The sequence below is a fragment of the Streptomyces sp. NPDC051364 genome, from assembly GCF_040682115.1.
Classification (GTDB): Bacteria; Actinomycetota; Actinomycetes; order Streptomycetales; family Streptomycetaceae; genus Streptomyces.
Genome location: NZ_JBFBAH010000002.1, coordinates 167,647 through 188,978 on the forward strand (window position 1 = coordinate 167,647; position 21,332 = coordinate 188,978).

21 protein-coding genes are annotated in these 21,332 nt (G+C 72.1%); 17 read left to right on the forward strand and 4 right to left on the reverse strand.

What is annotated here, in order from left to right; genetic code table 11:
- Positions 1–38: 38 nt before the first annotated feature.
- Positions 39–1,310 (forward strand): cytochrome P450, encoded by a 1,272-nt coding sequence (locus AB0M76_RS04665; RefSeq protein ID WP_365951518.1) that lies wholly within the window; start codon positions 39–41, stop codon positions 1,308–1,310.
- On the opposite strand, the gene AB0M76_RS04670 is transcribed toward AB0M76_RS04665, so the two are convergent.
- Complete coding sequence (locus AB0M76_RS04670; protein WP_365951519.1) at positions 1,270–1,995, reverse strand: hypothetical protein; 726 nt, start codon at positions 1,993–1,995, stop codon at positions 1,270–1,272. The genes AB0M76_RS04665 and AB0M76_RS04670 overlap by 41 nt on opposite strands.
- Before the next feature lie 114 nt (positions 1,996–2,109).
- Here AB0M76_RS04670 and ggt point away from each other — a divergent pair, with 114 nt between their 5' ends.
- Positions 2,110–3,924: a gamma-glutamyltransferase gene (gene ggt, locus AB0M76_RS04675; protein WP_365951520.1), complete on the forward strand. Its 1,815-nt coding sequence runs from the start codon at positions 2,110–2,112 to the stop codon at positions 3,922–3,924.
- A gap of 3 nt (positions 3,925–3,927) precedes the next feature.
- On the opposite strand, the gene map is transcribed toward ggt, so the two are convergent.
- Complete coding sequence (map, locus tag AB0M76_RS04680; RefSeq protein WP_365951521.1) at positions 3,928–4,695, reverse strand: type I methionyl aminopeptidase; 768 nt, start codon at positions 4,693–4,695, stop codon at positions 3,928–3,930.
- 78 nt (positions 4,696–4,773) lie between these two features.
- On the opposite strand from map, the gene AB0M76_RS04685 reads away from it, so the two are divergent.
- The 4 genes from AB0M76_RS04685 to AB0M76_RS04700 all read left to right on the forward strand — a co-directional run bounded on the left by AB0M76_RS04685 (position 4,774) and on the right by AB0M76_RS04700 (position 8,478).
- Positions 4,774–5,025 (forward strand): helix-turn-helix transcriptional regulator, encoded by a 252-nt coding sequence (locus AB0M76_RS04685; RefSeq protein ID WP_365951522.1) that lies wholly within the window; start codon positions 4,774–4,776, stop codon positions 5,023–5,025.
- Between the two features lie 356 nt (positions 5,026–5,381).
- A complete protein-coding gene (locus tag AB0M76_RS04690; RefSeq protein WP_365951523.1) occupies positions 5,382–5,762 on the forward strand; it encodes a PPOX class F420-dependent oxidoreductase in 381 nt (126 codons plus the stop codon).
- 45 nt (positions 5,763–5,807) lie between these two features.
- Positions 5,808–7,484, forward strand: a complete 1,677-nt coding sequence (locus AB0M76_RS04695; RefSeq protein WP_365951524.1) for a hypothetical protein — start codon at positions 5,808–5,810, stop codon at positions 7,482–7,484.
- 151 nt (positions 7,485–7,635) lie between these two features.
- Complete coding sequence (locus tag AB0M76_RS04700; RefSeq protein WP_365951525.1) at positions 7,636–8,478, forward strand: nitrilase-related carbon-nitrogen hydrolase; 843 nt, start codon at positions 7,636–7,638, stop codon at positions 8,476–8,478.
- A 9-nt stretch (positions 8,479–8,487) separates the two neighbouring features.
- Here the strand turns inward: AB0M76_RS04700 and AB0M76_RS04705 are convergent, their stop codons facing one another.
- Positions 8,488–9,711: a transposase gene (locus AB0M76_RS04705; protein WP_365951526.1), complete on the reverse strand. Its 1,224-nt coding sequence runs from the start codon at positions 9,709–9,711 to the stop codon at positions 8,488–8,490.
- A gap of 29 nt (positions 9,712–9,740) precedes the next feature.
- On the opposite strand from AB0M76_RS04705, the gene AB0M76_RS04710 reads away from it, so the two are divergent.
- The 11 genes from AB0M76_RS04710 (at position 9,741) to AB0M76_RS04760 (ending at position 20,829) form a co-directional block, all read left to right on the forward strand.
- Positions 9,741–9,896 carry an Arc family DNA-binding protein gene (locus AB0M76_RS04710; RefSeq protein WP_365951527.1) on the forward strand — a complete coding sequence of 52 codons (156 nt, stop codon included), beginning with the start codon at positions 9,741–9,743 and terminating at the stop codon, positions 9,894–9,896.
- Between the two features lie 84 nt (positions 9,897–9,980).
- The gene (locus AB0M76_RS04715) at positions 9,981–11,276 is read left to right on the forward strand and encodes an aspartate aminotransferase family protein (protein WP_266662203.1); all 1,296 of its coding nucleotides are present in this window, start codon (positions 9,981–9,983) and stop codon (positions 11,274–11,276) included.
- A gap of 15 nt (positions 11,277–11,291) precedes the next feature.
- Complete coding sequence (gene hydA, locus AB0M76_RS04720; protein ID WP_365951528.1) at positions 11,292–12,692, forward strand: dihydropyrimidinase; 1,401 nt, start codon at positions 11,292–11,294, stop codon at positions 12,690–12,692.
- A gap of 9 nt (positions 12,693–12,701) precedes the next feature.
- Positions 12,702–13,703, forward strand: coding sequence for a TIGR03842 family LLM class F420-dependent oxidoreductase (locus AB0M76_RS04725; protein WP_365951529.1), 1,002 nt, complete (start codon positions 12,702–12,704; stop codon positions 13,701–13,703).
- 196 nt (positions 13,704–13,899) lie between these two features.
- Complete coding sequence (locus AB0M76_RS04730) at positions 13,900–14,490, forward strand: bacilysin biosynthesis protein BacA (protein WP_365951530.1); 591 nt, start codon at positions 13,900–13,902, stop codon at positions 14,488–14,490.
- A complete protein-coding gene (locus AB0M76_RS04735; protein ID WP_365951531.1) occupies positions 14,487–15,779 on the forward strand; it encodes a DUF6421 family protein in 1,293 nt (430 codons plus the stop codon). The genes AB0M76_RS04730 and AB0M76_RS04735 overlap by 4 nt, the downstream gene beginning before the upstream one ends.
- 9 nt (positions 15,780–15,788) lie before the next feature.
- On the forward strand, positions 15,789–16,760 hold the full coding sequence (locus tag AB0M76_RS04740; protein ID WP_365951532.1) for a DMT family transporter: 972 nt from the start codon (positions 15,789–15,791) through the stop codon (positions 16,758–16,760).
- A complete protein-coding gene (locus AB0M76_RS04745; protein ID WP_365951533.1) occupies positions 16,757–18,040 on the forward strand; it encodes an ATP-grasp domain-containing protein in 1,284 nt (427 codons plus the stop codon). Before AB0M76_RS04740 ends, AB0M76_RS04745 begins: the two co-directional genes overlap by 4 nt.
- Complete coding sequence (locus AB0M76_RS04750; protein WP_365951534.1) at positions 18,037–18,933, forward strand: branched-chain amino acid aminotransferase; 897 nt, start codon at positions 18,037–18,039, stop codon at positions 18,931–18,933. The genes AB0M76_RS04745 and AB0M76_RS04750 overlap by 4 nt, the downstream gene beginning before the upstream one ends.
- A gap of 159 nt (positions 18,934–19,092) precedes the next feature.
- Positions 19,093–19,293: a hypothetical protein gene (locus AB0M76_RS04755; protein WP_365951535.1), complete on the forward strand. Its 201-nt coding sequence runs from the start codon at positions 19,093–19,095 to the stop codon at positions 19,291–19,293.
- Positions 19,294–19,329: 36 nt separating this feature from the next.
- A complete protein-coding gene (locus tag AB0M76_RS04760) occupies positions 19,330–20,829 on the forward strand; it encodes an NCS1 family nucleobase:cation symporter-1 (protein ID WP_365951536.1) in 1,500 nt (499 codons plus the stop codon).
- On the opposite strand, the gene AB0M76_RS04765 is transcribed toward AB0M76_RS04760, so the two are convergent.
- The gene (locus AB0M76_RS04765; RefSeq protein WP_365951537.1) at positions 20,801–21,274 is read right to left on the reverse strand and encodes a hypothetical protein; all 474 of its coding nucleotides are present in this window, start codon (positions 21,272–21,274) and stop codon (positions 20,801–20,803) included. The genes AB0M76_RS04760 and AB0M76_RS04765 overlap by 29 nt on opposite strands.
- Positions 21,275–21,332 lie beyond the last annotated feature (58 nt).

Here is a 21,332-nt window from a genome sequence, read left to right on the forward strand (position 1 = left end):
CCTTGCGGGACGGCCGGTACCACGGCCACGGTGACCCCATGGACCCCGCCGTGTACGTGCCCGACGTCTTCGACCCCCGGATCTACGGCGCCGGGATCCCGTACGAGAGCTACCGGCTGCTGCGCGACCGGCACCCGGTCGCCTGGCAGGCGGAGCCGGAGATCCAGGGCTGGCCCGCCGGCCCCGGCTTCTGGGCCGTCACCCGGCACGCCGACGTGGTCCGGGTGCTGCGCGACCACGCCACGTACTCCTCCTGGCTCGGCGCCACCCAGATCCGCGATCCCGACCCGGCCGACCTGCCGTTCCTGCGGCGCACCATGCTCAACCAGGACCCGCGCCGCAGCGCCGGCGACCACGGGCGGCTGCGCCGGCTGGTCTCCCGCGCCTTCACCCCCGCCCGCGTCGACGCCTTCGCCGGCCGGGTCCGCGAACGGGCCCGCACCCTGCTCGCCACCGCACGCGCGAAGGCCGAGGACGGCGCCGCCGACCTGGTCCGTACGGTCACCGACGAGTACGCGCTGCTCAACCTGACCGACTTGCTGGGCGTCCCGGCCGCCGACCGGGGCCTGCTGCTTGAGTGGACCGTACGGATCATCGGCTACCAGGACCCCGAGGACGCGCCCGCGCCCCTGCTCGGGCCCGATGCAAAGCCCCTCAACCCGCGCTCCCCGGCGCTGCTCGGCGAGATGTTCTCGTACGCCCGGGAACTGGCCGCCCACAAGCGCGCGCACCCCGGCGACGACGTCATGACCGCGCTCGCCGAGGCCGGACTGGACCCGGCCGAGCTGGAGATGTTCTTCTTCCTGCTCACCGTCGCCGGCAACGACACCGTACGCAGCGCCGCGCCCGGCGGACTGCTGGCCCTGGCAGGCGACCCGGGCGCGTACCGGCTGCTCGCCGAGGGCCGGGCCCCGATGCACACCGCGGTCGACGAACTGCTGCGCGTCCACCCACCGGTGCTCAGCTTCCGCCGTACGGCCGCCGTCGACACCGAGCTCGCCGGGCAGCCGATCCGCGCCGGGGACAAGGTCGTGGTCTTCCACGCCTCCGCCAACCACGACGAGCGCGTCTTCACCGACCCCGGGCGCCTCGACCTCGGCCGGACGCCCAACGAGCACGTCTCCTTCGGGGACGGCCCGCACGTCTGCCTCGGCGCCCACTTCGCCCGGCTCCAGCTGCGCGTGCTCTACGAGGAGTGGTGCGCGGCCATGCCGGCCCCGGAACTCGCGGGCCCGCCGCGCCGGCTGGTGTCGAACTTCATCAACGGGGTCACGCGGCTGCCGCTGCGGGTGTCCGGGCCGGCCGGGTGACGTCCGCCAGCAGCTCGACCACGTCCGGGCCGTACGCATCGGAGTTGTTGACCTTCAGCACCACGCAGAAGGAGTCCCCGCGGTAGCGGCGCGCCAAGTCCTTGTGGTGGCGCGCCAGGTAGCGGGCGCCCGCCTGGTTGCTGATCGCGGTCTGCCCGGAGACCAGGAACACCGGCCGGCTCCCCGGACCGGTCGTCAGCCGGGCCAGCAGCACGTGGTCGATCTGGCCCTTCTGCCAGCGGTACGTCTCCTCGCCGACGCGGATCGCCCCGCGGTCCGGACCCGGCTCGCTGGACAGGTCGACCCGGACGCCCGGCAGCATGGAGGCCAGATGGGCCGCCGTCCGCGCATTGGATATCGGCCCGCCCACGCAGAACTCGGCGCGCTCGCCGAAGCCCTGGCGGACCGCGTCGTGGGAGACGATCTGGAGATTGGCCCCGCAGTCCTTGATCAGGGCGGATATCTCCAGCAGCGCGAAGGCGTCGTTGCGGTGCACCGCCCCCTCGGAGTCGCCCATCTTCCGGTTGACCACGAAGAGGCAGTCGGAGCCGGTGGGCAGGCCGAAGAAGGCCTGCTTGCGGCGCAGCGTACGGCGCCACAGGTAGGTCCGGGAGAACCAGCCGAAGCCGCCACTGATGGCGGTGGCCACCACCCCGAGCACGATGTTGCGCACGTCTTCGTTCATGGGCCGGATGCTAGCCCGCACGGAGTCTTCCTGACGCGGGGGGTGCGGTGAAGTTAAAGTGCCGAGTTCAGGCCTGTCCGGTGGGGTCCGACGGGCCGTCGACTGGAGGTACGGATGCGTCGTTCCGCCACACGTCAGTTAGCGCTCGTCGCCCTCGCCGGAGCGCTGGTGTCCACCGGCGTGGCGGCCCCGCCGTCAGAGGCGGTGGCGTCCGCGGGGGGCACTCCCGCCAAGGTCCCGGTCGCCGCCGGCTACGGCGGGGCCGTCGCCAGTGTCGACGCCGACGCCTCCGCAGCCGGCATCGCGGTCCTGCGTTCCGGCGGCAACGCCGTGGACGCCGCCGTCGCGACGGCGGCCGCGCTCGGGGTGACCGAGCCGTACTCGGCCGGCGTCGGCGGAGGCGGCTACTTCGTCTACTACGACGCCAAGTCCCGCCGGGTGCAGACCATCGACGGCCGCGAGACCGCGCCCGCCACTGCCACCGCCGGCCTCTTCCAGGAGAACGGCGTCCCCATCCCCTTCGAGCAGGGCCAGACCAGCGGCCGCTCCGTCGGCGTCCCCGGCACCCCGGCCACCTGGAAGAGCGCCCTCGACGCCTGGGGCACCCGCCCGCTCGGCCAACTTCTGAAACCCGCCGAGAAGCTGGCGCGCGACGGGTTCACCGTCGACCCGACCTTCCGGGCCCAGACGGAGCTCAACCAGGGCCGCTTCAAGGACTTCCCCGACACCAGGAAGCTCTTCCTGCCGGGCGGCGCCCTGCCGGTGGTCGGCTCCACCTTCAAGAACCCCGACCTGGCGGCCACGTACGCGGAACTGGCCCGCAAGGGCACGGGCGCGCTGTACCGGGGCCCGATCGCCGAGGACATCGTCCGGGCGGTGCGCAAGCCCCCCGTGGACCCGGCCGCCACCCGGATCGTCCGCTCGGGCGATCTGACCACCGGCGACCTGCGCGCGTACGAGACCAAGCGGCAGGCCCCGACGCAGGTGAGCTACCGGGGCCTCGACGTGTACAGCATGGCGCCCTCGTCCTCGGGCGGCACCACCGTCGGTGAGGCGCTCAACATCCTCGAGCGCACCGACCTGTCGAAGCTGTCCGAGACCCAGTACCTGCACCGGTTCATCGAGGCCTCGCGGATCTCGTTCGCCGACCGCGGCCGCTGGGTCGGCGACCCGGCCGCCGAGAACGTGCCGACGCGGGAGCTGCTCTCGCAGCGGTTCGCCGACTCGCGCGGCTGCCTGATCGCCCCGGACCGGACGCTGACCAGCCCGCTGGCCCCCGGCGACCCGCGTCACCCGGCGGCCTGCGGCGGCTCCGGCCAGGCCGCCCCGACCACGTACGAGGGGGAGAACACCACGCACCTGACGGTCGCCGACCGCTGGGGCAACGTCGTCTCGTACACGCTGACGATCGAATCCACCGGCGGCAGCGCGATCACCGTCCCGGGCCGTGGCTTCCTGCTGAACAACGAGCTGACCGACTTCTCCTTCGCCCCGGCGGCTCCCGGGGTCCCGGACCCGAACCTGCCCGGCCCCGGCAAGCGGCCGCGCTCGTCCATGTCCCCGACCATCGTGCTGGAGCACGGGCGTCCGGTGCTCGCGGTGGGCTCCCCGGGCGGGGCCACCATCATCACCACCGTCCTGCAGACCCTGATCGGGCACCTGGACCGGGGGCTGCCGCTGGTCGACGCCATCGCGGCGCCGCGGGCCAGCCAGCGCAACCAGACCACCACCGAGCTGGAGCCGGGCCTGTGGAACAGCCCGCTGCGCAGCGAACTGGAGGCGCTGGGACAGGGGTTCCGGCAGAACCCGGAGATCGGCGCGGCGACCGGGGTCCAGCGGCTCCCGGACGGGCGCTGGCTGGCCGCGGCCGAGACGAGCCGGCGGGGCGGTGGCTCGGCGATGGTGGTCCACCCGCACGGCAAGCCGTAGGACTCAGGGTGTGGTGAGGATCCTCGGGCCGCCGGCGGTGATCGCGACCGTGTGCTCCGCATGCGCGGCGCGGCTGCCGTCGACGGTCCGCAGGGTCCAGCCGTCCCCGTCGCACCGGTAGTCGTCCGTACCGCCCGCGACCAGCATCGGCTCGATCGCGAGGACCAGGCCGGGGCGCAGCTTCGTGCCGCGCCCCGGCCGGCCCTCGTTGGGCACGCCCGGGTCCTCGTGCATGCTGCGGCCGATGCCGTGGCCGCCGAACCCGTCCGGGACGCCGTAGCCGGCGGAGCGGCAGACCGAGCCGATGGCGTACGCGATGTCCCCGATCCGGTTGCCGGGCAGCGCGGCGGCGATGCCGGCCGCGAGGGCTGCCTCGGCGGTCTCGATCAGCCGCAGGTCGGCCGGGCGCGGCCGGCCGACGGTGAAGCTGACCGCCGCGTCCCCGACCCAGCCGCCGAGCTTCGCCCCGCAGTCGATGCTGACCAGGTCGCCGTCGCGCAGCCGGTAGCCGTCGGGGATGCCGTGCACGATCGCGTCGTTGACCGAGGTGCAGATCACCCCGGGGAAGGGCACCGGCGCGAACTCCGGCCGGTAGCCGAGGAACGGCGAGCCCGCGCCGGCCCCGGCCAGCACCTCGCGGGCCACCCGGTCCAGGTGCAGCAGGGACACCCCGACCCGGGCGGCCTCCCGTACGGCGGCCAGGGCTTGGGCGACGACCCGGCCCGGGGCGCGCATTGCGTCGATCGACTCTTCCGTCTTCAGTTCCACCATGCCAATAACTATACCGGTATATCTATCCCGGTATAACTTTCACGGGATAGTTATTGGGGGAGCGGGTAGGATGCGGTCATGGTTCGCACCCCTCTCACCCCCGAAGAGCGCGAGCGCGGCGAGCGCCTGGGCGCACTGCTGCGCGAGGCCCGCGGCGGCCGCAGCATGGTCGAGGTCGCGGCGAGCGCCGGACTGTCCGCCGAGACGCTCCGCAAGATCGAGACCGGCCGCGCGCCGACGCCGGCGTTCTTCACCGTGGCCGCCGTGGCCGAGGCGCTCGGGCTGTCCCTGGACGACGTGCTGCGCCGCTGCGCCTTCGTGCCCGCCTGACGTCGTTCCGGGCGCTTGTTTGTCCTTCCCGCGCCCTTCCGGCCCTTTCCGACCTTCCTCGGCCCTTCCCGGCCCGCGGACCTGCGGGTTCTTTCGGGCGGGCCCGGCGGGCCGAACGGCCCAATCGGTGGTGGGAGCGGCCGGGCGCGGGGCAAGCGTGAAGGCGTGTCAGCCTCGAACGCTTCCAAACGACTCGTTTTCGGACTCCTGGGCGCCCTGCTGGCGGCGGGTCTGCTGCTTGCCGTCTGCGCGGCCCCGGGGGGCCGGGCCGATGCCAGGCACCAGGCGCCAGGGTGACGCGGCCCTCCATGACGCGGGCGCCGCACCGCGCCGACACCCGGCACTAGGCTCCGCGGATGACTCTCGATGAGCTGGACCAGGGCAAGTACGTCAGCCTCACCACGTTCCGCAAGGACGGCACGCCCGTCGCGACGCCCGTGTGGGCGGTGGCGGACGGCGGTGAGCTGTACGTCTGGACGCGCAGCGATTCCTGGAAGGTGAAGCGGATCCGCAACGACGGGCGGGTCACGGTCAGCGCCTGCGACGTGCGCGGGCGGGTCGCGGAAGGGGCGCCCGTGCTGGAGGGCGAGGCGCGGCTGCTGGACGAGGCGGGGCTGAAGCGGGTGCGCAAGCTGATGCTGCGGAAGTACACCTGGCAGTTCTGGGGGCTGGACGTGCCGGCGGCGGTGTTCCGGCTCGGGAAGCGTCCGCACACCGCGATCGCCGTCAAGCTTTGAGACTCCCGTAGCCCGCCCGTAACACCGGTGGGATCCAATGCGGGCATGGAGACCGCGACTTCGCTGGTGATCGGTCAACTCTCGGGCTACTTGCGCGGGTTGACGCAGAGGCTCGATCCGGGGGCAGGTTGGTACGGGGAGTTCCTGCGCCGGGATCCGGAGGGTCTGCGGGCCTGCCTGGACGGGGCCGCGATGCCGCCGTGGGACGTGCTGGAGTCGCTGCTCAGCGACCTCGCGGGGGCCAGGGGCGCCGAGTCCGCGCAGCGGGAGACGCAGTACGCGGCCCGGCTGCGGGCCGCGGCCGTCGAGGTGTGGGACCGGCTGCCGGGCGGCGCGGACGAACTGCGGACCCTGCTGGCGGCGGCCACCGACCAGCGGGCCGTCTCGGACGCGGCGACGCGCACCCTGACGGCCCGCCTGGCCGCGACGACGGACCGCACCGACGCGGAAGCACTGACCCGGGAACTCGCCTGGACCCGCGACGACGCAGCCAGGGCCGCCGCCCGTCAGCAGGACCTGACCTCCCGCCTGACGGCCTTGTCGGCGCCCACCCCGGAGCCGGCCCCGGCCTGGCAGCCCGCCGACCTGCTGCCCGCCGCTGCTTGGCGTGGCGACCCGCCGGCCGACGGGGCCGGTGCCCCCTACCAGGACCCGCACGGGCCGGACCTGGGCAGCCGGGGCGGTGGCTCCTGGTCCGCCGAGGCCGAAGCCGCGGATGCCGCGCAGGCGCCCGGGGCGTGGGCCGGGGTGGGGGACGGTGGGCCCTTGCCCGGGGTGCCGCGGCAGCGGGAGGCGGGGGAGGACCGGGCGGAGCCGCCCGTCGGGCGGGCCGAGGGGCGGTGGCTGCGCGGGGCGCGGCGGGCCGGCGGGGCCCGCTACGCCGGCGCCGCGGCCCCCGAGGCCTCCGCCGCCTTCACCCCGCCGCCCGGGCTCCCGGACGCGGACGCCGCTCCGCCCCGCGGCGCCCGCTTCGGCCGCCCCGACCCCGAGCCCCCGGCTCCCCCCGGGACGCTCGGCCGGGCCCGTTTCGCTCCGGCGAGGCCGGAGGTGCAGTACGCCGACGGGTCCGGTTCAGCCTCGCCGAAGGCGCAGGCGCAGGCGCAGTCCACCGCCTGGGACCACTTCGCCCCGCCGGAGGCGGAGGTGCATGCCGCCGCCGGGGTCGGGTTAGCGGCGGCGGAGCCGGGCCGGCACTCCGCCGGCAGAGTTGCCGGGGTGGTCGGGCAGTTGGTGGCCTTGCGGGCTCAGGGGCGCAGCGGGGAGGCGCATGCGGTGCTCTGCGAGGCCGCCGCCGGGCCCGCCGATTGGTTGCCCGGGTTCGCCGCCGAGCTGGTCCGTGCCGGGCTCGGTGCGGACTGGGCCACGCTCCTGTGGGAGGCGGCCTCGCTCCCGCCCGAGCGGCTCGCCGCGGCCGCCGCCGCCCTCGGTGATGCCGGCCGGCACGCCGACTGCGAGGCCCTGCTGCGCCAGGGCGCGGCCCGCCCCGCCGCCGAGATCGCCGACGCCGCCCTGGCCCTGGCCGCCGCCGGCCGGACCCACGAGGCCGACTCCCTGCTCGGCGCCTTCGTCAAGGTCCGCACCGCGGAGGAGGCGGTCCGGCTCGCGCGCCGCGATCCGCAGTGGTTCACCCCCCGGCTGCTCCGGGCCGCCGAGGCCCTGTCCGGCACGCATCACCGTGACCTCGTACACGCCCTGCGGGTTGCGAAACCGCACGTCCATTGAGCGGATTCGACCATCCGTTGTCATTACTTGATCGACTCACCCAACCGCGCACGGCGGTCTTGCCCCGCGGTGTGACGCGGCCTACGTTCTACTCCCTACGCACACCGTCTACGTGCGTAGAACTCGGCGTTCCCGTCGCGAGGAGCAGCTCATGGCCCAAGTCGTCCGCGCCGCACTCGTCCAGGCCACCTGGACCGGAGACACCGAGTCGATGATCGCCAAGCACGAGGAGCACGCCCGGCGGGCCGCCGCCGACGGCGCGCAGATCATCGGCTTCCAGGAAGTGTTCAACGCCCCCTACTTCTGCCAGGTACAGGAGCCCGAGCACTACCGCTGGGCCGAGCCCGTACCCGACGGACCCACCGTCCAGCGGATGCAGGCGCTCGCCCGCGAGACCGGCATGGTCATCGTCGTACCGGTCTTCGAGCTCGAGTCCGAGGGCTTCTACTACAACACCGCCGCCGTCATCGACGCCGACGGCAGCTACCTCGGCAAGTACCGCAAACACCACATCCCCCAGGTCAAGGGCTTCTGGGAGAAGTACTACTTCCGCCCGGGCAACCTCGGCTGGCCCGTCTTCGACACCGCCGTAGGCCGCGTCGGCGTCTACATCTGCTACGACCGCCACTTCCCCGAGGGCTGGCGCGCGCTGGGCCTGGCCGGAGCCCAGCTCGTCTTCAACCCGTCCGCCACCTCCCGCAGCCTGTCCTCCTACCTCTGGCAGCTGGAACAGCCCGCCGCCGCCGTCGCCAACGAGTACTTCATCGCCGCGATCAACCGCGTCGGCCAGGAGGAGTACGGCGACAACGACTTCTACGGCACCAGCTACTTCGTCGACCCCCGCGGCCAGTTCGTCGGCGAGACCGCCAGCGGCAAAGAGGAGGAACTCCTCGTCCGCGACCTCGACTTCGACCTCATCAAGCAGGTCCGCGACCAGTGGGCCTTCTACCGCGACCGCCGCCCCGACGCCTACGGAGGGCTCGTTCAGCCTTGACTCCTCCCCCTAAAGGAGGATTCCTGGCTCACGCCGCCTGTGGACCGGCGGTCCAACAGGTCTTGCACGATCAGCACCAGCCGGGTTGAGACCAGCCCGGACGAGCATGACGCGGGCGGAGTTCTTGTCTCTGGGGGATAGAGCTCCACACGTGCTGCACTCGTAGATACGTTCGGAAAGAGGTAGTGCGTGCTTGGTTCTCGCTCCGCACTGTGCGCAGTCCATGGTGGTGTGCGCGGGGTGTACGAGGTGCAGCTTCCTCCCGTGCTTGCGCGCCATGTTGATCAGCTCGGCCTTGGCGGCCCCGATCGCGGCGTCGGCTGCCTTGCGGGCCATGGAGGTCTTGGCGAGGAACTTCGGGCGGAAGTCCTCCACGGCGAGCTGGTCGAAGTCCTTCACGACGCGCTTCGCCCACTTGCGGGCCGTGTCCTGGCGTTGCCTGACGACCTTCTTGTGCGCCTTCGCGGACTGCCGCTGCGCGGATCGGTAGCCCTTCGACGCCGCCTGACCGCGCTTCGGCTTCCGGCGGGCCATCATTCGCTGGTAGCGGGTCAGCTTTCCGGCGACGTTCCTGCCGTGCCGCGGGTGCGGGAGGTCGTGGTCGTCGCTGGTGGTGGTCGCGGTTTCCTTCACGCCACAGTCGATGCCTATGCACCGGCCTGTCCCTTCGAGGGCCTCGATCGGGGTCGCCACGACGAACGAGGCGTACCAGTGTCCGAGGCTGTCGCGGTAGACGCGCACACTGGACGGCGCCGATGGAAGGTCTCGCGACCACACCACGGTCACGACGGTGCCACCCGCGAGGTGCAGTCGGCCGTCCCTTACCCGGAATCCGCGGCGCGTGTAGTTCAGGGTCGGCGCGGCCACGTTCTTTTTCTTGTGCTTCGGCATCCCGGCGCGCTTGCGCAGCGGCAGCTGGTCCTGGCTGTCCTTCAACGCCTTCGCGCGGGACTTTCCGAAGTCCCGGATGAGCTGCTGCTGGGGAACGCTGGAGCCTTCACGCAGCCATGCGTTCGCGGCACGGGCCTCGGTCAGCATCTTGTCCAGCCGCGCCGGGCCGCACTTCTCCTTGTCGGCATGAGCTTTCTTCGAGCGGGCCACGCACTCGTTCCAGATCCAGCGGCACCGCGCCCACTCCGCTTCGAGTGTGCTGCGGGCAGTGGACGACAGGCGAAGCCGGTAGGTGTACCGGGCGTGGCCCGTCCCCTCCACCGTCTCACGTGGTGTCGTCATGACACCAATCTACAACTACGGTTGAGAGTATGGATGATGAAAAGCGCATTACGCTCCGGCTCCCCTCCGACCTCCACGCATGGTTGGCTGCTCAAGCCAAATCCACCCGCAGGTCTCTCAATTCCGAGATCCTCCACCGCCTGGAGTCCGAGCGCGACGCTGCTGTGGCTGACGCCGCACGCTGATGGCGACTTGTGCCTCTCTGCCCTGCCCCACACGGGCCCAATTCCTCCCCAGCCCAGCGGCCGGGGTATCCCCGGAGGTAGCCGGTGACCGACCCGATCCCCCTGCACAGCCGCCACCAGGCCGTCCTGCCCGACTGGCTCGCGCTCTACTACCGCCGCCCCATCGAGCTCACGCACGGCGAGGGCCGCCACGTCTGGGACGCCGACGGCAACCGCTACCTCGACTTCTTCGGCGGCATCCTCACCACGATGACCGCGCACGCCCTGCCCGAGGTCACCAAGGCCGTCTCCGAACAGGCCGGCCGGCTCATCCACTCGTCCACCCTGTACCTCAACCGCCCGATGATCGAGCTGGCCGAGCGGGTCGCCGCCCTGTCCGGCATCCCCGAGGCGCGGGTCTTCTTCACCACCTCTGGCACCGAGGCCAACGACACCGCCCTGCTGCTGGCGACCGCGTACCGCCGCTCCAACCAGATCCTGGCGATGCGCAACAGCTACCACGGCCGGTCCTTCTCCACCGTCGGCATCACCGGCAACCGCGGCTGGTCCCCGACCAGCCTCTCGCCGCTCCAGACGTACTACGTCCACGGCGCCGTGCGCTCCCGCGGACCCTTCGCGCACCTGAACGACGCCGAGTTCACCGCCGCCGCCGTCGCCGACCTCGAGGACGTGCTCGGCCAGGCCCGCGGCGGCGTCGCCGCCCTCATCGCGGAACCCGTCCAGGGCGTCGGCGGGTTCACCGCCCCGCCCGACGGGCTGTACGGGGCCTTCCGCCGGGTCCTCGACCGGCACGGCATCCTCTGGATCAGCGACGAGGTGCAGACGGGCTGGGGCCGTACGGGAGAGCACTTCTGGGGCTGGCAGGCCCACGCCCAGAACGGGCCGCCGGACATCCTCACCTTCGCCAAGGGCATCGGCAACGGCATGTCCATCGGCGGGGTCGTGGCCCGCGCCGAGGTGATGAACTGCATCGACACCAACTCCATCTCCACCTTCGGCGGCTCCCCGGTCACCATGGCGGCCGGCGTCGCCAACCTCGCGTACCTGTTGGAGCACGACCTCCAGGGCAACGCCCGACGCGTCGGCGGCCTGCTCCTGGAGCGGCTGCGCGCCATCGCCGCCACCGTGCCCGCCGTACGGGAGGTCCGCGGCCGGGGCCTGATGGCCGGGCTGGAGCTGACGAAACCCGGCACCGACGAGGCCGATCCGGACGCGGCCGCCGCCGTCCTGGAGGCCGCCCGCGAAGGCGGTCTGCTGATCGGCAAGGGCGGCGGGCACGACACCAGCGTGCTGCGCATCGCGCCGCCGCTGTCCCTCACCGTCGCCGAGGCGGAAGAGGGCGCCGACATCCTCGAACGGGCCCTGAGCAGCATCGTGTAACCGGAGGCGCCGCACATGTCCATCCGCACCCTCATCCGCGGCGGCCTCGTCATCACGGCCGCCGACGAGCTCCATGCCGACGTCCTGGTCGAGGACGGCCGCGTAGCCGCCCTCGCGGCCCACGGATCGGCGGCCGCCGAGGCCTGGACCGCCGACCGTACGATCGACGCGAGCGGGAAGTACGTCATCCCGGGCGGGGTCGACGCCCACACCCACATGGAGCTGCCCTTCGGCGGGACCGCCGCCTCGGACACCTTCGAGACCGGCACCCGGGCCGCCGCCTGGGGCGGCACCACCACCATCGTCGACTTCGCCGTGCAGAGGATGGGCCAGGCGCTGCGCCAGGGGCTCGACACCTGGTACGACAAGGCCGACGGCAAGTGCTCCATCGACTACGCCTTCCACATGATCCTCTCGGACGTCAACGAGGGGACCCTGAAGGAGATGGACCACCTGATCGGGGAGGGCGTCACCTCCTTCAAGCTGTTCATGGCCTACCCCGGCGTCTTCTACAGCGACGACGGGCAGATCCTGCGCGCCATGCAGCGGGCCTCCGGCAACGGCGGGCTGATCATGATGCACGCCGAGAACGGCATCGCGATCGACGTACTCGTCGAACAGGCCCTGGCCCGCGGGGAGACCGATCCCCGCCACCACGGCGAGGTCCGCAAGGTCCTCCTCGAAGCCGAGGCCACGCACCGGGCGATCCAGCTTGCGCGCGTCGCAGGCTCCCCGCTGTACGTGGTCCACGTCTCGGCCGAGGAGGCGGTTGCCGAGCTCGCCGCCGCCCGCGACAAGGGCCTGCCGGTGTTCGGGGAGACCTGCCCGCAGTACCTGTTCCTGTCCACCGACAACCTCGCGGAACCCGATTTCCAGGGCGCCAAGTACGTCTGCTCCACCCCGCTGCGGCCGCGCGAGCACCAGGCCGCGCTGTGGCGGGGCCTGCGGACCGACGACCTCCAGGTGGTCTCCACCGACCACTGCCCGTTCTGCTTCCGCGGCCAGAAGGAGCTCGGCCGCGGCGACTTCTCGAAGATCCCGAACGGGCTGCCGGGCGTGGAGAACCGGATGGACCTCCTCCACCAGGCCGTCCTGGACGGGCACATCAGCCGCCGCCGCTGGATCGAGATCGCCTGCGCGAGCCCGGCCCGGATGTTCGGCCTCTACCCGCAGAAGGGCACCATCGCGCCCGGCTCCGACGCCGACATCGTCCTCTACGATCCGCACGCCGAGCAGGTCATCTCCGCCGAGACGCACCACATGAACGTGGACTACTCGGCGTACGAGGGCAAGCGGATCACCGGACGCGTCGACACCGTGCTCTCGCGCGGCGAACTCGTCATCGACCGGCGCGAGTACACCGGCCGGGCCGGCCACGGGGTGTACATCCCCCGCTCCACCTGCCAGTACCTCTAAGGAACCGTGATGGACTTCGGCCTCGTCCTCCAGACCGACCCGCCCGCCTCACAAGTCATCAGCCTCATGAAGCGCGCCGAGCGCAACGGCTTCCACTACGGCTGGACCTTCGACTCCGCCGTGCTGTGGCAGGAGCCGTTCGTCATCTACAGCCAGATCCTCGCGAACACGCAGAAGCTGCACATCGGCCCGATGGTCACCAACCCCGGCACCCGCACCTGGGAGGTCACCGCCTCCACCTTCGCCACCCTCAACGACATGTACGGCAACCGCACGGTGTGCGGGATCGGCCGCGGCGACTCCGCGATGCGGGTCGCCGGGCGCAAACCGAACACCCTGGCCCGGCTCGGGGAGGCCATCGACGTCATCCGGGACCTCGCGGAGGGCCGGGAGGCCGAGGTCGACGGGAACCTCCTGCGGCTCCCGTGGATCCGGGACGGGAAGCTCCCCGTCTGGATGGCCGCGTACGGGCCGAAGGCGCTGGCCCTGGCCGGCGAGAAGGCGGACGGGTTCATCCTCCAGCTCGCCGACCCCTACCTCACCGAGTGGATGGTCGGCTCGGTCCGGGAGGCCGCCGAACGGGCCGGCCGTGACCCGGGCGCGGTCAAGATCTGCGTGGCGGCGCCGGCGTACGTGGGCGAGGACCTGGCCCACGCCCGCGACCAGTGCCGCTGGTTCGGCGGGATGGTCGGCAACCACGTCGCCGACCTCGTCGGCCGCTACGGCGAGCACTCCGGCATGGTGCCGGACGCCCTCACCGAGTACATCAAGGCCCGCCAGGGCTACGACTACAGCCACCACGGCCGCGCCGGGAACCCGTCCGCCGACTTCGTGCCGGACGAGATCGTGGACCGCTTCTGCCTGCTCGGCCCGCCCGAGGCCCACATCGAGAAGCTGCGGACCCTGCGCGGCCTGGGCGTCGACCAGTTCGCGTTGTACGACATGCACGACGCGAAGGAGGACACCATCGACGCGTACGGGCAGCACGTCATCCCGGCGATCAACGGCTGACGACTCGGCCCGCGCTCCCGGGAGTTGCCCCGAGCGCCCCCTGCACCGCCTGTGCCCAGGTGACGGTGCAGGGGGCGCCGCCGTTCTGTGTGAGGCGCACAACAATTGCTTTGTGCGCGACAGCGCCTGGCTGTTTGATCACTCAGACGAGTGATCCAGTCCCGGGTGATCGCCTGGGACGCTGCCAGGAGGAAACTTGAGTACAGCCACCGAGCCCCGTCACCATACGGGCATAGGCACGGACGGCATCCGCTACGTCCACACGCTCGGCCCGCACGGGACGAACCTCGAGGCCGCCGCCCATGAATGGCTGCGCCGCCGCGGGGTCACGGGGGAGGTCGAACTCCACGCCTCACTCGAGGAAGCCCTCGAAGCGGTGCCCGACGACGGGGAGCACGCGCTCGCGGCCTGCGCCGTCTATCCGGCGCTACACACCCTGACCTTCGGGAACCTGCACCGGCTGCACATGGTCGACAGCTTCATCATGCCGACGCACAGCATGGTCCTGGCCAGCATGGGAGCGGACGCCCCGCTGACCGTCTCCACACACCCCGCCCCGGTGGGACTGGTCTCGCCGCAGGCCGAGCCCCGCCTCGTGCTCAGCAATTCCCAGGCCGCCATCGACTGCGCCGCCGGCCTGAGCGAGGGCTGCATCACCACGATCGTCGCAGCCGAGCGGCACGGGATGCGCGTTCTCAGGGACTTCGGCCCGGTGCCCATGGTCTTCACCATCCACCAGGTGCTCGCAGCGGCCGGCCGGCCGGACACCGCGGGAGCGGCGCTGTGACGACCGGAGCCCCGACCAGCGCCCCGACCAGCGCCCCGATCGGTGCCGCCTCGCGCGCCGAGGCGAAGGACCTCACCGGATCCCTCATCCCCAAGGTCAACCGGTTCCGCCTCCGCCAGGCCGACGACGGTACGGTGACGGCCCCTCAGGCAGCCGATCGCGAACTGCTCGCCGCGATCCGGGACGAGGCCGCCGCCTGGTACGGCCGTAACGGACGGGCCCGCCAGGCCGATGCCCTCGTGGCGGACGTGGACGGCTGGATCGCCGCGGGCCTGGACACGCCGCCCGACTTCGCCCGCTCCCGGGACGCGCTCGAGCCGCCCGCGGACGGTGAGCACGTGTTCTTCCTGGCTCCCGCGCAGACCACCAACAGCGTCCCGCCCGTGGGCAAGCGGCTCGACTGCTTCTTCGCACTGCGCAAGGAACCCGACGTGCTGCCCCGGCTGGCCACGTCCTTCCCGCACCCCAAGAACAACTGCCAGTCCCTGGTGCTCATCGCGGGCAGCCACGGGTTCGCCCACGGCAACTGCATCGTGTTCTTCCCCGAGAACGTGGCCGCGCCCGACAAGGTCGAAGACCAGCCGTACGCGATGTTCTTCTACAACAAGATGCGGAAGATCCACGAGACCTACGCCCTGCCGGGCGCCGAGGCGGTCCTCACCGCCGAGTCCGTACCACGGGCCTCGTCCGGCCTGGCCCCGGAAGTCTGCTTCGAGGCCCGTGCGATCTGGGGATACCTGCACGACTCCATGCACTACCAGGGCCGCTGGCCGTTCGATCAGCACATCACTCTGAAGATGAACTGGTTCGTCGGGCTCCTGGAGGAGACCAAGGTCGACGCCAAGACCGTCCTCGCCTGCGCGGACGGCGGGGTCCCCTTCGCGCAGGAACAGATCGCCATGATCCTGCTGGAGCGGGTCTTCCGGTACCCGCAGGCCGACGACGCGACGCGCAACTTCGATTCGGGCACCGGCGTCTTCCTCTATTCCTGGCTGCGCGCCCACGACGCGCTGACCGGGTCGCCCGAGGCCGGCGGCCTGCTCCACCTGGACTGGGACAAGACCCTCCACGCCCTGGGTGAGTACGTCGCCACCGTCGAGCGGCTCGAGGACCACGTACGCACCGACGACGAGTACCGGGCCGCGGCCAGGGAACTCGTCCGCGCGTACCTGCCCGCGGGTGAGGCGAAGCAGCGGTTCCGCTTCACCGAGGACCAGAGCGTCCTGCTGCGGGCCAAGCGGACGCTCGCCGGGCTGCCGCCGCTGCGGTTCGCGGACGCGGAGTGGTGAGTCTGCATCATGAGCGGTGAGCGTCCCGGGAGGGGCAGCCTCGGCACCCCGGCCCTGTCCTGCCTGATGGTGCTGCTGCTGGCGACGGGATGGGTGGTCTCCGGCAAGCTGGTCAGCGACACCCCGCCGCTCGCGGTGGCGGCCGGCCGCACCGCGGCCAGCTTCGTCGTCATCAGCGCGATCTCCGCGCTGCGGCCCCGGACATGGACGGCGATCCGGGTCTCCGGCGGCCGCCGCGGGGCCGTCGTGCTGCTCGCGTTCCTGGGCTTCTTCGCCTACTACACGGGCACCCTGCTCGGCATCGACCGGATGGGTGCCTCCCGGGTGGGCCTCGTGGTGTCGCTCCTCCCCTGCATCACCTTCGTGATCGGCATCGTCGCCTTCCGGGAACAGGCAGGCACCCGCCGGGTCCTGGGAACCCTGCTCGCCGTCGCGGCGGCCCTCGGCTACGCGCTGGCAGACGGCCCGGCGCATACCGACGCCGGAACCGGAGTACTCGTCACCGGGGTCCTCTTCGCCCTCGCCGGCACGTTCGCGTATGCCCTGTACGGCTACGTCTACCGCAAGCACATGTCCGACGTCCCGCCGCTGGCCGCCCTTCCGGCGGTCACGGGCACGGGCACGGTCATGCTCGGGGTGGCCGCGGCCGTATGCGTGCCGCTGGGCGACATCAGCGCCGCCCAGTGGGCCGGAGTCGCCGTGCTCGGCGCGGTACTGACGGCGCCCGTCTTCGTCATCTCCCATGAACTGATCCTGCGCAAGGGCCCCCTGTTCACCTCCTCCGTCGCACTGGTGGTGCCGTTCCTGGTGCGCCTGGGGGAGTGGGCGTGGGGTGAGGCGGACGCTCCCGGTCCCGCCTCGCTCCTCTTCCTCGCACTCTGCTCGGCGGGCGTGTGGATGACCGTCGCCCCGGTCCGCCCGCCGGCCACGGAGGAAGACCGGCCCCTGAGCCCGACCCAGACCGAAAGAAGCACATCGTGACTGAGCCACACCCCCCACGCCCCACCGTCGTCCTGGTCTACCAGCGCACGTCGCTGCCCTGGATCTTCGAGGGCGCGCAACGGGCCGGCATCGACATCGTCCTGGTCCCGCGCCCCGACGAGTCCGTGTCCCCGGACCGTCTGCCACCCGCCGTGGTGGAGCTGCTCCACCTGGACGTGGAGGGGGATCCGGCCAAGGCCCTCGGCGTCCTGAAGCAACGCCATGAGAGCGCCCCGTTCGACGGCATCACGACGCTCTACGACCCCGCGGTGCCCTTCGTCGCCGACGTGGCCGAGGCCCTCGGCCTTCCGGGTCTGGGCCGCGAGACGGCCCGTGCCGTGCAGGACAAGCGGATCATGCGTCGCCGGCTGGCCGAAGCGGGCCTGAACGTACCCGGCTTCGTCGCCGTGGACGACCCGGGCGCGTGGACCGACGCCACCCGCCTCACCTTCCCGGTGGTGGTCAAGCCGGCCAACGGCTTCTCCAGCCTCGGCGTGACCAAGGCCGACAGCCCGCAGCAGCTCGCCGCCGTGGTCGACGAGGTGTGGGAGGTCTGCCGGAACACTCTGAACCACGTCGCGGGTCTCGTCGTCGAGGAGTACCTGGACGGCCCGGAATTCGCCGTGGAGTCCCTCGCACACCGCGGCGAGGTCCAGGTGCTGTCCATCGGCTACAAGGGCGAGCCGGCCGGCCCGCACTTCGAAGAGGGCGTCTACCGGGCCCCGGCCGCGCTGCCGCCCCACGTCCAGGAGGCCGTGGTACGCGAGGTCGTCGCCGCCCACGCCGCCCTCGGGGTGACCGACGGCCCGACCCACACCGAACTGCGGCTGCGCGGCGGCGAGCGGCCCTACCTGCTGGAACTCGGCGCGCGCATCGGCGGCTCCGGCGTCTCCCACTACATCGCCGAACACGTCGCCGGAGCCGATCTGGCCGCGGACGCCCTGCGCGTCGCAGCCGGGCTCGGCCCCGCCTCCCTGCCCGGCCCGCCGGCGCAGCCGGCACGAGCCATCGGTGCGGCCGCCAACTACATCGTGCCCTGCGGCGGCTCCGGACGGATCACCGCCATCCACGGCCTGGACGAACTGGCCGAGGACCCCCGGGTGGACCACATCGTCCAGATGCTGCATCCGGGTGACGTCGTACGGCCCTACCCCGAGTTCACCGGCTATCCGGCGTTCGTCCTGTCCCACCACCCCTCCACCGAGGACGCCGAGGCGTTCCACGGCACCATCGAGCAGATCGTCCGCATCGCATACACACCGGTGGGGGGCGCGCAGTGACCACTCCGGCCCTCGACGACCGTGACGGGCACATCTGGCTGGACGGCCGGTTCGTCCCCTGGCGCGACGCCCGCCTGCACGTGCTCACCCATGGTCTGCACTACGGCGGCGGCGTCTTCGAAGGGGAACGCGTCTACGACGGTCACGTCTTCAAACTGACCGAGCACTCGCAGCGGCTGCACGACTCGGCGCGTGAACTGGGTTTCGGCATCCCCTTCTCCGTCGCCGAGCTGGACGAGGCGACGCTCGAACTCGTCGCCCGACAGGGCATCGGCGACGGCTACGTCCGGCCGGTGGCATGGCGCGGCAGCGAGCAGATCAGCGTGGCCGGTGCGGGCACCTCCGTCCATGTCGCGATCGCCACGTGGGAATGGCCGCACGTCTTCTCGGCCGACGCCAAGAACAGCGGCATCCGGCTGGGGACCTCGCGCTGGCGTCGCCCGGCGCCGGACACCGCGCCCGTCCGGGCCAAAGCGGCTTCCCTGTACAACATCTGCACCCTGGCACGGGACGCCGCCGACGCCGCCGGCTTCGACGACGCGCTGCTCCTGGACTACCGCGGCCTCGTCGCGGAGGCCACGGGAGCCAACATCTTCCTCGTGGCGGGGGAAGAGCTGCACACCCCCACCGCGGACTGCTTCCTCGCGGGCATCACCCGGGCGACCGTGCTGGATCTGGCGCGGGAGCTGGGAATCCGCGTCGTCGAACGTGATGTCCGCCCCGAGGAGCTCGGCGGGTTCGACGAGTGCTTCCTCACGGGCACCGCCTACGAGGTGCAGCCCGTCCGGTCGATCGACGCGCACGCGTACACGGTGGGCAGGACGACGACCGCCTTGAGCGAGGCGTACACCGAGCTGGTTCACACGACGAACCGGACCGCCGCTCTGCGTTGAGTGGTGGCCGGGGCCGCCGAGGCGTCAGGCGCCGCGTTCGCGCAGCGCGCGCGGACGATCACACCTGACGCCGCGGCGCCCCGGCGAGGCCACCGTGGTCCGAGTGAGCCGCACCGCGTCGACGAGCGCGGCGTGCCAAACCGCGGCACGCGGACCGGCATGGGCCACACTCGAGGGCGCACGGCCCGCCGGCCGAGGAGACGGGACGGTCGCGGTGAGCTCACCGAATACATCGAGACCCGCCGGGGGTATGACTACAGCCACCGCGACAGCCACCACGCCCGCGGGGCGCGGCGCGACGCGAGGGAGGCCACCATCGACGCCTACGGGCAGCACCTGATCCCGGCGCTCGGAACCTGACCCGGATCCCCACCCGACCTGAAGGGGCGTGCGCACATGCCGGACCACACGATCGGCGACACCGCGGACCGCGTCGAGCTCGCTCCCGGCGAGGTCCCCTCCGACGGCCGTTTCGCCAACCCCGACCTGCTGCCCGTACCCGTCGAGGCCAGGCGATGGACGACGTACAACTTCGCGGCCCTGTGGGTCGGCATGGCGCACAACATTCCGTCCTGGCTGCTCGCCTCCGGGCTGGTGGCCCTGGGGATGGACTGGAAACAGGCCGTCTTCACCATCGCGCTGGCCAACCTCATCGTGCTGGTGCCGATGCTGCTCACCGGGCATGCAGGTCCCAAGTACGGGATCCCGTTCCCGGTGCTGGCCCGGGCCTCGTTCGGGGTGCGCGGAGCCAATCTGGCCGCGCTGATCCGGGCGGCCGTGGCCTGCGCCTGGTTCGGGATCCAGACCTGGATCGGCGGGTCCGGGATCTTCGTCCTGCTCGGCGAGATCTTCGGGGGCTGGGCGGACGCGGGGCAGATCGCCGGGCAGCCCTGGCCGCTGTGGCTGTGCTTCATCCTCTTCTGGGTCCTCGAACTCGCCATCATCTACCGGGGGATGGAGACGCTGCGGCGCTTCGAGAACTGGGCCGCGCCCTTCGTCATCGTCGGCGCGTTCGCGCTGCTGGTGTGGATCGGGGTGAAGGCGGGCGGCTTCGGCGAGCTGCTCGACCAGCCGTCCAAGCTCGGCTGGGGCGAGGACTTCTGGCCGGTCTTCTTCCCGTCGCTGATGGGGATGATCGCCTTCTGGTCCACGCTCTCGCTCAACATCCCGGACTTCACGCGCTTCGGCGCCGGCCAGCGCTCCCAGATCCTCGGACAGACGCTGGGGCTGCCGACGACGATGACCCTCTTCGCGCTGCTGTCGGTGTTCGTCACCTCCGGCTCGGAGGCGGTGTACGGCGCCCCGATCTGGGACCCGGTGCAGCTGGTCGCCAAGGCCGACAGCGTCTTCGGGCTGCTCTACGGCCTGGTCACGGTGCTCGTCGCGACGATCTCGGTGAACCTCGCGGCGAACGTCGTCTCCCCGGCGTACGACCTCGCCAACCTGGCCCCCCGCCTGATCAACTTCCGCAGGGGTGCGCTGATCACGGGCGTGGTCGGCGTACTGATCATGCCGTGGAAGCTGACCTCCACCCCCGAGCTGTACATCTTCACCTGGCTCGGCCTGGTCGGCGGCCTGCTCGGCACGGTCGCCGGCATCCTCATCGCGGACTACTGGCTCGTGCGGCGCACCCGGCTCTCGCTGCCCGACCTGTACCGGGAGGGCGGGCCGTACTGGTACACGGGCGGCTGGAACTTCCGGGCGCTGGCGGCGTTCCTGGTCGGCGGGGTGCTGGCCATCGGCGGATCGCACTCGGCCCCCGGCCAGGGCCCCTTCCCGGAGGAAGGCCTGATCCCCCTCCTGAAGCCCCTGGCCAACTACGGCTGGGCGGTGGGCGTGGCCTCGTCCTTCCTCCTGTACACAGCGCTCATGACCCGGGAACACCCGGACCACTGACGTCCGGGCCGTGCGCGTCCACCGCCTCGGCGAAGCGGGGGTCCAGCACGATCTCCTGCCAGGTGCAGCAGTCGGCGGCCTCGACGGCGACCTCCGCTCCGCACCCGGCACACGCGAGGTTCGGCCCGTCGAGGCCCATGGGCCCGCAGCAGCCGATCCGGCGCCGCTCGATCGGCTCGACCCCGCGGATGTCGCCGGGGCTCAGCACCACGGCCGTCCCCGGCCCGCGCGGCGCACCGCCCCGCGGCCGCCCCTTCGGCGCCGGGCCCCAGGAGAACCGGGAGGGCTCCGGGTCGTAGGCGTACGTCCCGGGCGCCATCCGCGGCGGACACGGCTCCACGGGCGCCTCGTACGGGGCCCACGTCGCGCTCTCCGGGGGGATCGGCACCTCCCGGACCGCGGTGGTCAGCTCGGTCCGGCAGCGCACGCAGCGAAATACGATCACCGCTCCATCCTCCGCCACCGGACCGGACGGCTGCACCACCGTGGTCCGCGGCACCCGG

Bases quoted from the DNA above. Each gene is read 5' to 3' on its own strand.
- AB0M76_RS04755 (WP_365951535.1), top strand. From the start codon at position 19,093: ATGGGCCACACTCGAGGGCGCACGGCCCGCCGGCCGAGGAGACGGGAC.
- AB0M76_RS04690 (WP_365951523.1), top strand. From the start codon at position 5,382: ATGACTCTCGATGAGCTGGACCAGGGCAAGTACGTCAGCCTCACCACG.
- AB0M76_RS04670 (WP_365951519.1), bottom strand. From the start codon at position 1,995: ATGAACGAAGACGTGCGCAACATCGTGCTCGGGGTGGTGGCCACCGCC.
- map (WP_365951521.1), bottom strand. From the start codon at position 4,695: ATGGTGGAACTGAAGACGGAAGAGTCGATCGACGCAATGCGCGCCCCG.
- AB0M76_RS04710 (WP_365951527.1), top strand. From the start codon at position 9,741: ATGGATGATGAAAAGCGCATTACGCTCCGGCTCCCCTCCGACCTCCAC.
- AB0M76_RS04705 (WP_365951526.1), bottom strand. From the start codon at position 9,711: ATGACGACACCACGTGAGACGGTGGAGGGGACGGGCCACGCCCGGTAC.
- ggt (WP_365951520.1), top strand. From the start codon at position 2,110: ATGCGTCGTTCCGCCACACGTCAGTTAGCGCTCGTCGCCCTCGCCGGA.
- AB0M76_RS04740 (WP_365951532.1), top strand. From the start codon at position 15,789: ATGAGCGGTGAGCGTCCCGGGAGGGGCAGCCTCGGCACCCCGGCCCTG.
- AB0M76_RS04760 (WP_365951536.1), top strand. From the start codon at position 19,330: ATGCCGGACCACACGATCGGCGACACCGCGGACCGCGTCGAGCTCGCT.
- AB0M76_RS04685 (WP_365951522.1), top strand. From the start codon at position 4,774: ATGGTTCGCACCCCTCTCACCCCCGAAGAGCGCGAGCGCGGCGAGCGC.
- AB0M76_RS04665 (WP_365951518.1), top strand. From the start codon at position 39: ATGGACCCCGCCGTGTACGTGCCCGACGTCTTCGACCCCCGGATCTAC.
- AB0M76_RS04725 (WP_365951529.1), top strand. From the start codon at position 12,702: ATGGACTTCGGCCTCGTCCTCCAGACCGACCCGCCCGCCTCACAAGTC.
- hydA (WP_365951528.1), top strand. From the start codon at position 11,292: ATGTCCATCCGCACCCTCATCCGCGGCGGCCTCGTCATCACGGCCGCC.
- AB0M76_RS04700 (WP_365951525.1), top strand. From the start codon at position 7,636: ATGGCCCAAGTCGTCCGCGCCGCACTCGTCCAGGCCACCTGGACCGGA.
- AB0M76_RS04695 (WP_365951524.1), top strand. From the start codon at position 5,808: ATGGAGACCGCGACTTCGCTGGTGATCGGTCAACTCTCGGGCTACTTG.